Origin of the sequence: Sphingomonas sp. (assembly GCF_035714405.1) — a bacterium.
In the GTDB taxonomy this organism is placed as follows: domain Bacteria; phylum Pseudomonadota; class Alphaproteobacteria; order Sphingomonadales; family Sphingomonadaceae; genus Sphingomonas.
Genome location: NZ_DASTMA010000018.1, coordinates 634,181 through 649,023 on the forward strand (window position 1 = coordinate 634,181; position 14,843 = coordinate 649,023).

At 70.9% G+C, this 14,843-nt stretch carries 10 protein-coding genes; 2 read left to right on the forward strand and 8 right to left on the reverse strand.

Annotation, left to right across the window (positions count from 1 at the left end):
• Window positions 1-18 precede the first annotated feature (18 nt).
• Window positions 19-363 (reverse strand): hypothetical protein, encoded by a 345-nt coding sequence (locus tag VFQ64_RS09925; protein ID WP_325103122.1) that lies wholly within the window; start codon window positions 361-363, stop codon window positions 19-21.
• Between VFQ64_RS09925 and VFQ64_RS09930 the strand changes: the two genes are divergently transcribed.
• Both VFQ64_RS09930 and argJ read left to right on the forward strand, forming a co-directional pair.
• Window positions 362-1,939: a M28 family metallopeptidase gene (locus tag VFQ64_RS09930; protein ID WP_325103123.1), complete on the forward strand. Its 1,578-nt coding sequence runs from the start codon at window positions 362-364 to the stop codon at window positions 1,937-1,939. The two genes, VFQ64_RS09925 and VFQ64_RS09930, sit on opposite strands and share 2 nt — an antisense overlap.
• Entirely contained in the window at window positions 1,936-3,165 is a 1,230-nt protein-coding gene (gene argJ / locus VFQ64_RS09935) for a bifunctional glutamate N-acetyltransferase/amino-acid acetyltransferase ArgJ (RefSeq protein WP_325103124.1), read from the forward strand. The genes VFQ64_RS09930 and argJ overlap by 4 nt, the downstream gene beginning before the upstream one ends.
• A 301-nt stretch (window positions 3,166-3,466) precedes the next feature.
• Here the strand turns inward: argJ and trxA are convergent, their stop codons facing one another.
• The 7 genes from trxA to VFQ64_RS09970 all read right to left on the reverse strand — a co-directional run bounded on the left by trxA (window position 3,467) and on the right by VFQ64_RS09970 (window position 14,791).
• Window positions 3,467-3,790, reverse strand: a complete 324-nt coding sequence (gene trxA, locus VFQ64_RS09940) for a thioredoxin (protein WP_325103125.1) — start codon at window positions 3,788-3,790, stop codon at window positions 3,467-3,469.
• Window positions 3,791-3,853: 63 nt separating this feature from the next.
• The gene (gene addA, locus VFQ64_RS09945) at window positions 3,854-7,276 is read right to left on the reverse strand and encodes a double-strand break repair helicase AddA (protein WP_325103126.1); all 3,423 of its coding nucleotides are present in this window, start codon (window positions 7,274-7,276) and stop codon (window positions 3,854-3,856) included.
• A 48-nt stretch (window positions 7,277-7,324) separates the two neighbouring features.
• A complete protein-coding gene (locus tag VFQ64_RS09950; protein ID WP_325103127.1) occupies window positions 7,325-10,258 on the reverse strand; it encodes a PD-(D/E)XK nuclease family protein in 2,934 nt (977 codons plus the stop codon).
• Window positions 10,251-11,003, reverse strand: coding sequence for a nucleotidyltransferase family protein (locus tag VFQ64_RS09955; protein ID WP_325103128.1), 753 nt, complete (start codon window positions 11,001-11,003; stop codon window positions 10,251-10,253). The genes VFQ64_RS09950 and VFQ64_RS09955 overlap by 8 nt, the downstream gene beginning before the upstream one ends.
• Window positions 11,000-11,983: an aminoglycoside phosphotransferase family protein gene (locus tag VFQ64_RS09960; RefSeq protein WP_414712893.1), complete on the reverse strand. Its 984-nt coding sequence runs from the start codon at window positions 11,981-11,983 to the stop codon at window positions 11,000-11,002. Before VFQ64_RS09960 ends, VFQ64_RS09955 begins: the two co-directional genes overlap by 4 nt.
• A complete protein-coding gene (tsaE, locus tag VFQ64_RS09965) occupies window positions 11,980-12,414 on the reverse strand; it encodes a tRNA (adenosine(37)-N6)-threonylcarbamoyltransferase complex ATPase subunit type 1 TsaE (protein WP_325103130.1) in 435 nt (144 codons plus the stop codon). The genes VFQ64_RS09960 and tsaE overlap by 4 nt, the downstream gene beginning before the upstream one ends.
• Window positions 12,415-12,454: 40 nt before the next feature.
• Window positions 12,455-14,791: a PAS-domain containing protein gene (locus VFQ64_RS09970; RefSeq protein WP_325103131.1), complete on the reverse strand. Its 2,337-nt coding sequence runs from the start codon at window positions 14,789-14,791 to the stop codon at window positions 12,455-12,457.
• Window positions 14,792-14,843 lie beyond the last annotated feature (52 nt).

Genomic DNA, 14,843 nt, shown 5'->3' on the forward strand with positions numbered 1-14,843 from the left:
GGGAGAAGCGCGCGGCCGCTATTCGCGGCGGCGGCTCAGATACAGCGCGACCGGCGCGGCCAGCCGCCAAACCGGCGCGCGCGCAAACTGCGCCGACGCGATCAGGCGAGGCAAGGCCGCCAGCGGGCGGGCGGCGACCCGTGCCGGCTCGGTCCGTGCCGCCACCGTTGCCTCCGCAACCCGGCTCACCGTGACCGACGGCAGCGTCGCGCGCGCGCCCCCGCCTGCGCCGGTCAGCGCGGACAGGAGAGCAGTCAGGAGCAACAGCAGGTTCACAGCCCCTCCAACATAGGCATCGGTGCCCGCAGCGTCCAGCGCGGACCGGTTGCACTGGCGGTGCGCACCGTGCCACGAAGCGGCCATGCGCTCTTTGCCCCTCATCCTCGCCCTGATGCTCGGCGGTACCGCCCTGGCCCAGTCGGCCGTCCCCGAGCGGGTCGACCGCTGGTGGCAGGATGTCACCATGCTGTCGGGCGACGAGATGGATGGCCGCGCCGCAGGCACCGCCGGGCATGAGCGGGCAGTCGTCTATGTCGAGGGGCGGCTGCGCGCGCTCGGCCTGACCCCGGCGGGCGACAAGGGCAGCTTTCGTCAGGAGGTCGCGATTGAGGAGCAGCGGATCGACGCCGCAATGTCATCCGCGTCGCTCGAGGCGGGCGGCCGCACGACGGCGCTCGCGATCGGTTCGGACCTACTGCTCGTCGCGGGGGGCGCCCCGCGCGCCGGCCGCACTGCCGCGCCGCTGGTGTTTGCAGGCTACGGACTGCACCTGCCGCGATTGGGGCATGACGACTTTGCCGGGCTGGACCTGAAGGGCAAGATCGTGGTGACGATCGCCGGCGGGCCCGCGACCCTGCCCGGCGCCGCCAAGGCGGCGAACCGACTCGAGCGCGTGCGGCTGCTCGGCGAGCGTGGTGCGCTCGGCCTCATCACCCTTACGCCCCCCAAGCAGGTCGAGATCCCGTGGGCGCGACAGAAGCTCGGCACTGGGTCGCCCGGCCGCTATCTGGCCGACAAGCGGCTGCGGACGATGCCGGACAATTTCTTTGGCGCCAGCTTCGACCCTTCACGCAGCGAATTGCTGTTCGAGGGTTCTGGCTACAGCTTCGCCGAGCTGGCAGCGCTTTCGGACGCATCTCGCCCCATCCCCCGCTTCGCGCTGTCGGCACGCCTCTCCGCGACCCTTGCCACCTCCCGCCGCCGCATCACCTCGCCCAATGTCATCGGTCGGATCGACGGATCAGACGCACGGCGGAAGGCCGAGCATGTAGTGCTGACCGCGCACCTCGATCATCTCGGCATGGGCGCGCCGATCAACGGCGACCGCATCTACAATGGTACGCTCGACAATGCCGCCGGTGTCGCCACGCTGCTCGACGTCGCGGCGCGACTGAAGGCGGGGGTCGCCCCTCGCCGCTCGGTGCTGATCGTGCTGGTCACCGGCGAGGAAGGCGGCCTGCTCGGCTCGGGTGCTTTCGCCAGCGCACCCACCGTCGCGAAACGATCGGTCGTCGCCAACCTGAACTTCGACATGGCGCTGCCGCTGTTTCCGCTGCGCTCGATTATCGCGCTGGGCGCAGAGGAGAGCAGTTTGGGTACGGTTGCGCGGCAGGTGGGCGAGCGGATGGGGCTGCCCCTCGTCCCCGATCCCTTTCCCGACCGCAACAGCTTCATCCGCTCCGACCAGTACAGCTTCGTCCGCAATGGCGTACCGGCGTTGGCCTTCAAGTTCGGCTTTGCCAAGGACACGCTAGAAGCGAAGATCGAGACCGGCTGGCGCGCGACCCGTTATCACGCGCCGAGCGATGACCTCGATCAACCCGGCATCCAAAAGGAGGACGCGATCCGCCTCGACGACTATGTGACGGCGCTGACCCGCGAGATCGCGAACGCACATGACCGGCCGCGTTGGCTGCCGGGCAGCGTCTTCGGCCGATGAACGTCAACCCCGTGTCGCCGCTGGCGCTGCCCTTCCCCGAGATGCCGCCGGTCGCGGGTGTAGCCCTCCGCGTCGCCCGCGCGCGGTACAAGACCTGGGATCGCTGCGACCTCACCTTCGCCGAGCTGGCGCCGGGCACGACGGTGGCCGGCGTGCTGACGCAGAGCCGCTGCCCCTCGCCCGAGGTGGAATGGTGTCGCAAGGCGCTGACCCTCGGCCACGCCCGCGCGCTGGTGGTCAATGCCGGAAACTCCAACGCCTTCACCGGCCATCGCGGACGCGCCGCCGTGGAAGCCATCGCCGCGCGGGCGGCGCAGCATCTCGGTTGCCAGCCCTCGGACGTGTTCGTCGCCTCCACCGGGGTGATCGGGGTGCCACTGCCGATCGACAAGGCGGAAGCCGGGCTGGACTCGGCGTTCAACGCCGCCCCGTGCGACTGGCGGGCTGCGACCGAGACGATCGGCACCACCGACACCTTCCCAAAGGGCGCGATCACGACCGCCGTTGTCGATGGCCGCACCGTCACCTTGGTCGGCATCATCAAGGGCTCGGGCATGATCGCGCCGGACATGGCGACGATGCTGGGCTTCATCTTCACCGATGCCGCAGTCGAACCCGGCTTCCTCCAGCGCGCGCTGACCGCCGCCAATGCGCCGAGCTTTTCGTGCATCACCGTCGACGGCGATACGTCGACCAGCGACACCGTGCTCGCCTTCGCGACCGGCGCGGCGGGTAATCAGCCCTTGGCCGACGACGACAGTCCCGGCGCCGATGCTTTCCGCAGCGCGCTCGCCGACCTGTGCCGGCAGCTGGCGCTGCTGGTGGCGCGCGACGGCGAAGGCGCGACCAAGCTGATCGAGGTGCAGGTCTCCGGCGCGGAGAGCGACCGCTCCGCGCACCGGATCGCGATGAGCATCGCCAACTCGCCGCTGGTCAAGACGGCGATCGCCGGCGAGGACGCCAACTGGGGCCGCGTCGTCATGGCGGTGGGCAAGGCCGGCGAGCCCGCCGAGCGCGACCAGCTCGCGATCCGCTTCGGCAACACCCAGGTGGCGCGCGACGGGTTGGCGGTGGAGAGCTATGACGAAGCCCCGGTCGCCGCCCACCTGAAGGGACAGGAGGTCGAGATCGGCGTCGATCTTGGGCTGGGCGAGGGGCGCGCGACGGTGTGGACCTGCGACCTGACGCACGGGTACATCAGCATCAATGCGGATTATCGGAGCTAAGCGTGGCTTGGTCTCAGGCGCTACAGGCCGAAAAGGAACGACTGCTCGCCTGCCTCATCGAGCAGTGCCGCCGCGAAGTTGGCAGCTCTAGGACTGTTAACGCCCAGACCGATCCATGCAGCCACTTAGGGATCTGTGAAGAAGACTTAGACGACATTCAAATCGAGTCGGCGGCCCATTTTGGCTTGCGCTTACCCTTCCCGGGCGAGGGACTCGTAGCGCCGTGGCATGGGCCGGGAATAAAAATGACGTTGGACGACTTGGCCGGCTGGCTCGCGGTGAACTGCCGGCCAAATTCCGATTAGGCGAGCGCGCCCTCCAGCCAGGCCTTGATCCGACCCTTGGGCTCCGCGCCGACCTTGGTTGCGGCGGGGGCGCCGGCCTTGAACAGGATCATCGTCGGGATACCGCGGACGCCATAGGTGCCGGGGGTGTCGGGATTGTCGTCGATGTTGAGCTTGGCGATCGTCACCTGCTCGCCCAATTCCTCGGACAGCTCCTCGAGCGATGGGCCGATCATCTTGCACGGCCCGCACCACTCCGCCCAGAAATCGACCAGCACCGGCTTGTCGGACTGCAGCACGTCGCTGGCGAAGCTGGCATCGGTGATCTGCTTGGTGGCCATGTCGAAAAACTCCTTCGTGAACCCATCTAGGTGCGCGCCTCGCCCCCTCCAACGGCTGGACGGCTAGCTTTGCTCCGCCTGGGCGAAGCCGGGCTTGTGCCGCGCCAGAAGTTCGTCCGGAAGTTCGAACAGCACCGGCGTCGCGGTGTACAGCAGCCCCGCCTCGACCAGCCGCCCCGGGAATATGACCCGCAGCGCGTGGGCATAGGCGCTCATCTGGCGCAGGTGATAGCTCGGCACGTCCGCCAGCGTGGCCGGCGCGCGGCGGCTGGTCTTGAAATCCACCACCCGCACCCGCGCGGCGGTGACGAGCAGCCGGTCCACCGTGCCCGACACCACCAGCCCCTCTTCCACCACCGCGGTGATCGGCGCCTCCGCGAGCGACTCCGGCCCGAACAGGTCGGCAAAGCGCGGATCGGCGATGATCCGACAGACGCTGCCGGCGATTTCGTCGCGCACCGCTGCGTCGGCGACGCCACCGGTATCGCGCAGCCAGCGGTCGGCGGCCCGTGCGCGACCCTCGGACGCGACGCCCGGCAGACGCTCGAACAGCGCATGGATCAGCCGCCCCCGCTCCGCCGCCGCGCGCATCGCCGGGGTGGGTGGCGGATCGGACACCGCATCCTCGCCGATCGAGGATGGAGCAAGCGGCCGCGACGGGCGCGCCTCCAGGGGAGCGGGCCGGCGCGCCCACGCCGGGATCGGCACCTCCTCGTCGACCGTCGCGGTTGCAAGCGCGCGACGCGGCACCGGCCGGGTCTGCTCCACACCGGTAAACACCCGCTCGCCCGGCCCCTCGGCAACGCCGAGCCCGCCCATCGCCTGCGCCGCCACCGCATACCAGCTAGCGGACGGCGGCACGCCCTTGGCGCGCGGGCCGAGCGAGCCGGCGATCACCAGCTGCTCCTCGGCGCGTGTCGCCGCAACATAGAACAGCCGCCAATGCTCCTCCAGCTCGCGCTTTTCGACCGCGTCGAGCGCGGCGCCCAGCACCTCGCCGCGTTCGTCCTTGCGCGGCCGGAACACGGGTATGGGCGGCTGTTCCGGATCATGGGTCCATTGCACGACCGAGCGCGGCGACTGGGTCGGATCGACGCACGCGTCCGCCAAGATCACCAGCGGCGCCTGCAACCCCTTCGCCCCGTGCGCGGTCATCACCCGCACGGCATCGAGCGGCGCAGACGGATCGCGCACGATCTCCACCTCGCCGCGATCGAACCAATCGAGGAAGCGCTGCAGCGACGGCGTGGTCGTGCTCTCGAATGTCAGCGCGGCGTTGAGCAGCTCCTCGATCGGATCGCGCGCCTCCGCACCCAGCCGCTCCAGCAGCTTGCGGCGACCGTCGAGCGGGCCGGACAGCAGTTCCTCCAGCAGCTGGTAAGGCGTCGCGAAATCCGCGCGGCCGAGCAGCGCGGCCAGCGGCGCGAGCGCGTCGGCCGGCTGCGTGTCGCGCAGATGCCGCCACAGGCTCACCCGGTCGGGACGCGGCGCGGCCGCCAACAGCGCCTCCTGGCTCCACCCCATCAGCGGTGACACCAGCAGCGACGCGAGGCTGAGATCGTCGTCCGGCTGCAAGGCAAAGCGCACCGCCGCCAACAGGTCCTGCACCGCCAGTGGCGTGTTGAGCCGCAGTCGATCGACGCCCGCGACCGGTACGCCCTCCGCATAAAGCCGCGCGACCAGCAAGGACGCGAGTTCGCCGCGCCGCTTAACCAGGATCATCACGTCCTCGGGGCGCAGCCGCGATCCGTCCCGCTTGGTGTGGCTCGGGTCGGCCAGCCAGCCCCTCACCGCCCGAGCGATCGTCTTCGCCAGCTCACGCACGGGTTCGTCGATCCAGCTCTCTTCGTCGTCCGCGTCGCCACCCGCGGCGACGGGCGGCCAAAGCGTAATCGTGCCGGGACCCGCCACCTCGCTGGCATGCGGCTCGGGTGGCGCGAAGGTGCCCAGACCAGGGTCGGGGATGGCGGCGACGGCCGCATCGACGAACTCCAGCACCGGTTTGGTCGAGCGGAACGAATGCACCAGCGCCAGCCGGTGCATCGGCAGCCCACGATCATGCGAGGCCCAATCGTCATCGCCGAGCGCATCCGCCGCCTTGCGCGCGAAGAACTTCTCGGCCGCGGCGAACTGCAACGGATCGGTGCCTTGAAAGCCGAAGATCGCCTGCTTGTAATCGCCGACCGTGAACAGCGTCCGCGTATCCGGCGCATGGATGCCGCGACCCACGAAGAACTCGTCGGCCAACGCGCGCACGATCGCCCATTGATGCGCGTTGGTGTCCTGCGCCTCGTCGATCAGCACATGCGCGGTGGTCTGGTCGAGCTTGTAGCGCACCCACTCGCCGATCCCCGGCTGCTGGAACAGCCGCACCGCCGTGCGGATCAGGTCGTCGAAATCGACTGCCCCCGCCCGCCGCTTCGCCTGAGCATAGGCGCGCGCATAGTCGCGCCCTACCTCCAGTCCATCGGCCAGCAGGTCGGCATAGGCGGCGCGATCCACCAGCGACAGCAGGTCGAGGCAGTGCTCGCCCAATTGCTGCGACAGCTCACCTAATTCAGGATCGACAGCGAGCAGGCCCTTGTCTCTGAACGGGGTGCCCTTCTGCGTGAGAAAGCTGCCCAGCAGCGCCCGGATCGACGTCGCGCGCGCGGCGGGTTCCGCCGCCAGCCACCGCTCCGCCGCTCCCGCCCGCTTGTCGCCGGTCGCGGTGCCCCAGGCGCGGTTGGCGGCGACGATCCGGTGTACCGCGTTCATGTCGATGGCGTCGCAGCCTTCCGCGAGTGCCTCCTCGATTGGTCCCGACGGCAGGTCGAGTGTGCGCCGCAGCCAGGGTTGAACCCCGCTCGGCAACGCCTCCAGCCCCGCCAGCGCACGGGCGCACGCCGTCAGGAAGCCCTCCGCCCCGCCCTCACCCAACCTCAGGCTCAGCGCGCCGATCACCGCGACCGGCCGGGTGCGCCCTTCGGCTTCGGCATCGGCCAGCATCGCCGCGAGCGCCTCGCGCTGCAGCACCGCCTCTTCGCGGGCTTCGAGCGGTCGGAAACCGGGCGACAGACCCGCTTCTACCGGAAAGGCGGCGAGCAATCCCTGGCAGAAGCCGTGGATGGTCTGGATGCGCAGCCCCCCGCCCGGCGCATCGAGCACCTTGGCGAACAGCGTGCGCGCGCGGGCGCGCTCCGCCGGAGTGCCCCGTTCGCCCAGCGCAACCAGATCGGCGGTCAGCTGCGTGTCCGGCATTCGCACCCAGCGGGCGAGCCGATCGCTGATCCGCCCCGCCATCTCCGCCGCGCCCGCCTTGGTAAACGTCAGGCACAGGATCGCAGCCGGATCGACCCCGCGCAGCAACAGCCGGAACACGCGCGCGGCGAGCACCTGCGTCTTGCCGGTGCCCGCCGACGCCGACAGCCAGACATGCGCGTCCGGGTCCGAAGCCGCGGCCTGCGCGCCCTTCAGCGGCGGGAGGGGTTTCGACGCGCCACTCATGCTGTCTCGTCGCCCCGGTCTTGCCCCGGCGCGACGGCGGGGACGAGTCTAATCCCGCCCATACCACTCGTCCCGGCGCATCAGCTGGTCGTATTCGGCATAGGGCGCATATTCCGGATGCAGCTTGGCGGTGAACGCCTCCTCGCCGGTCAGCCATCGGCCCACCACCTCCTGAAAGCGGCGCTCGGCGACGGCAGTGAACTCTTCGGTCAGAATCTTGTTGGCCTTGCCCGCCGGATCGCACGGCGAGGTCATGCTGCCGAACCCGTCCCGGCTCTTCGCCAGCGACCAATATTCGAATGCGGTCGCATATCCCTCCGCGTCCGCGAACCCGCCGCGCTCGGCGATGATGCCGAGCAAGCCGAGCTGTAGCGAATAGCCTTCGCGCACCGCGGTGGTGGAGGGCGCCTTCCCGGTCTTGTAGTCGATGATCGCCAGCCCGCCGTCGTTGCAGCGGTCGATCCGGTCATAGCGGCCGGTCAGCGTCACGCCGTGCAGCTCGATCGAACCCTTGCCCTCGGCCGACACCACTTCGCGCCCCTCTTCTGCATGGGTGGCGACGCGCCGTGCGATCCAGTCGATCGCCTCCATCAGCCGCGGCTGCCACAGCGCGCGCATCAGCGGGTGAGTGCTTTCGTCGCGGAGCATCTGCTCGGCGCGGGGCTTCAGCGCCGCGACGGCGCAGCGGTCCTGCACCCACCATTGCTCCAGGATGTCGTGGACCGCACTGCCCCGCCACGCGGCGCTGGGATCGGCGTCGACCGGATCGAGGCTCAGCAGCTTGAGCACCCGGCGCGCGTAAAAGGCATAGGGGTCGGCCTTCAGCCGATCGACCTCCGTGACGTTGATCGCCAGCGGCCGCAGGTGTTTGTGTGGCAGCGGCGCCGGCCGTCCGGCGGGCAGGTGATCCGCGGCCCGGTCGAGCGCACGGGTCCAGCCCTCCAGCTCGAACGCGCGCTCGAACCGCTCGCCCGCCATGGCTTGCAGGCGCAGCCACAGCCGCGACGCGAGCGCCGGCGATCCGGCATCGCGCCGCGCGCGGGTAATCAGCACATCGGGGGCACCCAGCCCTTGCGCGAAGTCGTGCGCGGCGATGCCCACCCGCCGCTCCAGGCCCGGCAACCCGAGCTTCGCGCGGATCGGCGGTGCCAGCCACGGGTCGGGCGCGGGCTTGCCCGGCCATGTCCCCTCGTTCAGCCCGGCCAGCACGAACAGGTCGGCCGACTGCAGCCGCGCCTCGATCAGGCCATAGATGGCGAGCCTCGGATGCCCGCCCTGTGGGGGCCGCACCGCCACCTCGTCGAGCAAGACGCGCAGCATCGGCGCGACCTCGTCCGGATCGACCAGCGCGGGCCCATGCGGCGCCTCGGTCTCCAGCGACGACAGGAACTCCGCCGCCGCCCGTCCCGCTGGCCCGGCCCACAGCGCGTCGCCGCACAACGCCTGCGCCGTCTCCCGCAGACAGGCGAGCAGCGTGCCGAGCGGCTGCGCGCCGTCACCATAGGTTCGCTCCAGCGGCGACAGGCAATCAGCCGCCTCGCTCCAGAAGCTCGCCGCGACCCCCCTCAACGCCGAACCGATCCCCTCCAACCCGGTGGCGGGACGCGGCCCACGCAGCTGCCGGTCCATCGCCCGCACACCGTCGAGCCAGGCGAGCCGCGCGTCCCCGCTCTGTACCAAGGGGTGCTTGAGCAAGGCCAGCAGCGGCAGGGGCGACCAGCGCTGCGCCGCCGCCTCGGCGAGCAGCAGCAGCAGCGTTCCCGGCGGCAGGATCGACAGCGGCCGGCCGGCCGTGTCGTCGGCCTGGATGCCCCACCGGCCAAGATGCGCCGCGACGCGCCGCGCCAGCGCCCGATCGGGCGTCACCAGCGCCGCCGTACGCCCGGGCGCCTCCAGTGCGCCGCGCAGGGCCAGCGCGACTGCCTGTGCTTCCTCGGCCGGGGTGGCGAGCTCGGCCGCCATGACCCCGGTCAGGCGCCGGTCGGCGGCGGGCAGATCGGTCCACCTGCCCGTAAAGGCGGCTGGCGCGAGCGCGTTGGCGATGGCGCGGGCGCGCGCGGGGTCGGCGTCACGGCCGCCCGCCTCGCGCCACGCCTTCACCTCGCCCCGCACGGCACCCATCCGCTCCAACAACAGCTTGAGATGGAATTGCGGGTGCGTCTCGATCGACGGGCGCGCGAGCCGCGTCTCCGGGTCCGGCTTGTGCGGCCCCAGTGCCGCCCACTCCTCCTCGTCCATCGCCAGGTCGAGCCCCGCGAAAACCACCAGTCCGCTTGGCAGCTCCGCGACCCGCCGCAGCAGCCGCGCCACTGCCGGGGCGGAGTCGCTCACCCCGGCGGCGCAGACCAGCCCACCGGGGGGCGCCTGCCGCCAGCGCCGCTCGGCCCGCTCGAGCAGGCGTCCACGCCGGTCGGCCGCGTCGATGCACCCGAGCCTCGCCAGTTCCTCCGGCCAGCGATCCAGCACCACAGAAAACGTCGCCAGCGCGCGCGCCCAGTGCTCGCTGAGGTTGTCATCCAGGTCGATGCCGCGCAGCTCGGCCGGCGACACTTCCTCGACCAGCAGCTGATCGAGCGTCCGCTGCAACTCGCCCGCCAGCCGCACCGCCTCGCCCGCGTTCACCGGCTGCCCCGCCGCCCGCCGCTCCTCGCCGACCAGTCGCGCCAGTGTCAGCCGGCGCCGATACGGATCGACCGCGGGCGGGATCGGCTCGCCGTCGGCCGGGTCGAGCGCGGCACCCAGCGTCTCGCCCGCTTCCGGATCGCCCAGCGCGACCAGCCGGGGCAGCAGCAGACCGCCGCCGCTCGCCCGGACGAACGCGTCCGTGACCGCCCGCACCGCGCGGTTGTTGGGCAACAGCACCGTCGCGCGCGCCAGCGCCAGCGGGTCGGCGTCCGTGCGTCGCCGCAACCCCGCGACCAGCGCGTCGGCAAAGGCGCGATGCGGCGGGATCGTGAAGAGGCGCAGGCCCCGCTCAGCCATCCAGCAGCATCGCCTCCGTCCGGCCGATCGCGGCAGGGGTGCCGATGTCGAACCACAGGCCCTGATGGACCTGGCCGTACAGCCTGCCCGCCGCGAGCGCGCGGTCCCAGAACAGATTGGTCGAAAACGGACCTTCCGGGCAGTCGGCGATCAGCCGTGGGTGGAGGATCTGGATGCCGGTATAGGTGAACGGCGCCACCCGCCCGGGCTCGCGGCGGCCGGTGATCTGGCCATCGGCGCCGAGGTGGAAGTCGCCCGACCCGCCATTGTTGTGCGCGCGCGCGAGCGGCACCAGCAGCAGCAGCGCATCCATCAGCGCCTCGTCCCAGCGGCCGGCGAGCAGGCGGATCGCGTCCACCGGCCCATCGACCCACAGGTTGTCGCTGTTGACGACCAGGATCGGCTCGTCGCCGAGCAGGTGCCGCGCCTGCACCAGCCCGCCGCCGGTTTCCATCAGCCGCCCGCGCTCGTCGGAAACGATCACCTCCAGCCCGTCGACACGGGCGAGGTGCTCCTCCATCTGGTCGGCCAGGTAATGGACGTTGACCACTGCGCGCCGGATTCCGGCCGCGCGGAGCCGGTCGAGAACATGGTCGATCAGCGGCTTGCCCGCGACATGAACCAGCGGCTTGGGGCGGGTCGCGGTCAGCGGCCGCATCCGCTGCCCCAGCCCCGCCGCCATCACCATCGCCGTCTCCGGCACGCTGCCGCCCGGGTCGGGCCGCAGCGCGAGCTGCTTGCTCATCGCGCCAGGGCTCTCGGATCGCCGCGCATCGCGCGCGGGATGTTCGCGTCGAACCACGCGGCGACCGGCGCCAGCACCGGCTGCGCCAGGTCGCGCTCCAGATACGTCCACACCCGCGGGCACAAGGCCGGATACCGCGGCTTGCCGTCCCGCTTCCACAGCCGCGTGAAGATGCCGATGATCTTCGCGTTCCGCTGCGCGCCCAGCACATGATAGGCGGCCATGAAGTCTTCGCCCGCACCCGTCGCGGCCTGGTAGCGCGCCAGCATCGCCTGCTCGACCGCAGGCTCGACGTCGCGGCGCGCGTCCTGCAGCAGCGAGACGAGGTCATACGCCGGGTGCCCGGCCACGGCATCTTGGAAGTCGAGCAGGCCCAGGCGCCGTTCCGGCCCGACCAGCATCAGGTTTTCGGCATGATAGTCGCGCAGCACCGTGACCGGGGTGTCGGTCAGCCCATGGGCGAACACCGCACTCCATGCAGCATCGTACCCTGCCAGGTCCACATCGAGCCCGACCGCCGGGCAATACCATTCGGTCAGCAGCGCGGTCTCGCGGTGCAAGGCCGCACGGTCATATGGCGAGAACGGCCCCGCCGGATGCTTCGCCAGCTCGGCCAGTAGGTCGACCGCCGCCGCATAGTGCGTCAATTCCTCGGCGGGCGCGGCATCCACCGCTTCGCGCATCCGGTCGTCGCCGAAATCCTCGAGCAGCACCAGGCCCGCTTCCGGTTCCGCGCCGTGGATGCACGGCGCCGCGAAGCCTCGCTCACTCAGCCAGCCGCCGACGGACAGGAAAGGCTTCGGGTCTTCATGCGGCGGCGGCGCATCCATCAGGATCGCGCGCCGCGCTCCTTCGGTGACCCGGAAATAGCGCCGGAACGAGGCATCGCCGGCCAGCGGCATGATCGTCGCCCCGGCCCAGCCATGTCGCGAAAGGAAGTCGGCGACGCGAGCTTCGAATGGAAGTTGGGGCGGGGTCATATCGGCCATCTGCCCTTCCATGCGGCCGGCACCTTCGCTGTCAAGCGACGCCCCTCGCCTTCGGGCGCCAGGGTGAGGCGAAGCGCCTCCGGCCAGCGACCCTCCGCGCGCTCCGGCCATTCGACCAGCAGCACCGAGTCCGCCAGCGCCTCGTCCAGTCCCAGCTCCTCCAGCTCGGCCACGTCCTCGACCCGGTAAAGATCGACATGCAGCACCGGCACCTGGACCTCTGGGGGCGCATAGGGTTGGACGATCGCAAACGAGGGCGACGGCGCCTCGCCCGCGAGCCCGAGAGCCGCCAGCAGTCCCCGCGCGATCGAGGTCTTGCCCGCACCCAGCGGCCCAGACAGCGCGATCACGTCACCAGGACGGACGGCGCGCGCCAGCGCGGCGCCGAATGCCTCCGTCGCGGCAGCATCGGCGACGAACATCACACCCTCGCCTTGCAGCGGACGATTGCGGCTTGCGCGCTCACCGCCGTGGTAGGTCCGCCGTGATCAGCGTCCCCTGGCCGGGCTCGCTGACCAGCTCGATCCGCCCGCCATGCGCTTCGACGAACTGCTTTGCCAACGGCAGCCCCAGCCCCAACGCCCGTTCCCCGCTCGGCTGAATTCCCGGCTCGGCGAAGCGGTCGAACGCATGCGCCTGCGCATCTCCCGACATGCCCGGGCCGTTGTCGGACACCACGACGCGGGCCGCCGTGGCGCTGCCATCGACGTGCAGCAGCACCCGGCCACCCTCCGGCACCGCCGCGATGGCGTGGCGCAGCAGATGCTCCACCGCTTCGCGCAGCCGTCGCGCATCCCCCGTCACCCGCCCTGCCGACCGCGCCACCTCCACCGCGAAATCCACCCGCCGCCGCTCGGCCGAGGCGCGTACCGTCGCCGCCGCCGTCCGTGCCACCACCGCGACGTCCACGTCCTCGCGTTCGGGTGCGGCATCGTCACCTTGCCCCTGCGTCAGATTGAGCACGTCGTCGATCAGCAACCCCAGCCGCTCCGCCGACTCCAGGATCGACGCGACATAGGCGATCGCCTGCTTCGGGAGCTTGCCGGCATAGCCGCCATGCAGCATCTCCGCGTACCCGCCGATCGAGGTCAGCGGCGTGCGCAGCTCGTAGCTCATATTGGCGACGAACTGCGTCTTGACCTTGTCCGCCTGTTCCAGCGCCCGGTTGCGATCGCGCAGCGCCTGTTCGGCACGACGGCTGTCGGTGATGTCGAGCATCGTCACCAGCGCATTGCCGTCGGGCAGCGGCACCGCCGCGAACTCGAAATGGCGTCCGTCGGCAAACGCGACGCGCCCGGCCCGCTGCTGCCGCTCGCTGGTCGCAGAGCGGACCAGCTCCGGGATCAGCACCGACCGGTTCGGCGTGGCCAGCCGGGGCGCGGTGATCTCCGCAAAGGCATCGACACGAGGATGCGAGGCCAGGAACTCCTCTTCCAGCCCCCATAGCACCCGGAAACGGTTGTTCCACAGCTGCAGCCGCCCATCGGCGGCGAACACGCCCAGCGCTTCGAACAAATTGTCGAAGGTCGCGGTACGCACCCGCAACAGCGTGTCGCGCGCACTCGCCAGCTGCACCTGCTCGGTCCGGTCTTCGAAGATCAGCAACAGCCCGCCATCGGGCAGCGGCTGCGCCACCACGCGCAGGTGGGTGCCGCCGCGCAGATGCCAATTCTCCTCGGCAGCACCTTCGGTCTGGAAGAACCACTCGCGCCGCTCAGCCTTCCAGCCCGGGAAGTCACGAACGTCGGGCAGCCGGTCAGCCTCGCGCATCCGGTCGAGCACGCGCTCGAACTCCGGCCGGTCCGCCAGCCACTCGCTGCGCATCGCGAACATGCGGCGAAAAGGCTGGTTGGAGAAGATCAGCGACCGGTCGGCGGAGAACTGCGCCACCCCCGCGCTCAGCCGGTCGAGCATCGCGCGCTGCGCTTCGGCGAACCGCTTCTGACCGGTGCGCGCCTGTTCCAGCTCCTCGATATCGACCGCGAACCCGGCCACTCCGCCGGTCGTGAGCGGGACGTCGTAGAGCCTGAGCGTCCGGCGCTCACCACCGATTGTCGCCGGCAATACCTGCTGATGCGGCCGCGTCGTGTTGCGAGCAGCCTCGGCGCCGAACAGCGGTCCCGCATGCCCGGAGCCTTCGACCAGTTCGAGGCCGCGCGCGATCACGTCGGCGGCATCCTTGCCCTCGACCGCCGCGACATAGGCGGAGTTGACCATCGCAAGCTTCAGGTCAGGCCCACGGTACCACATCGGCAGCGGTGCTACCTCGATCAGCGCGCTCAGCGACTCGAACGCCGCCGCCAGCCGCGACACCTCGCCGCCCAGTCGCGCGATCTCACCCTCGCGCTCGCTCGCATCGAAGAACCAGACGACCACGTCGGCGCCCTGGCGCAGGCCGCGCATGGTCAGGGTCCGGCCGGAGCCGACGGGCCGGACCGCCCGCTCGAAGGCCCTGCCGCCACGCTGCGCGGCGGTGATGTCGTCCGTGAGGGTTCTGGCATCGGCGGCGCTCAGCCCGCTGTCTTCGGCGGTGAGTTCAGGCAGGAACCGCGGCGGTTCGGCCAGCCCCAGCCAGTCGGCGAGCCGGCGCGGCATGTCCAATCGCCCGTCCTCCGCCACCCGCATCGGCAGCACCGGCGCCGCCAGCAGCAGCTCGCCGAGGCGATCCGCTTCGACAGTTGAGGCCGCCGCTGCCGCACGCGCGCGGAGTCCGGCGAACAGCATTGCCGCGCCACCGACCACCAGCAGGAACAGCACAGCGCCCGCGATGAACGCGGCACCCGGGCCGATCACGATCATCGCTGGTCCGCACCCCTGCCCATGGCGCTCCGCTTAGGCCGCGACACCGCGG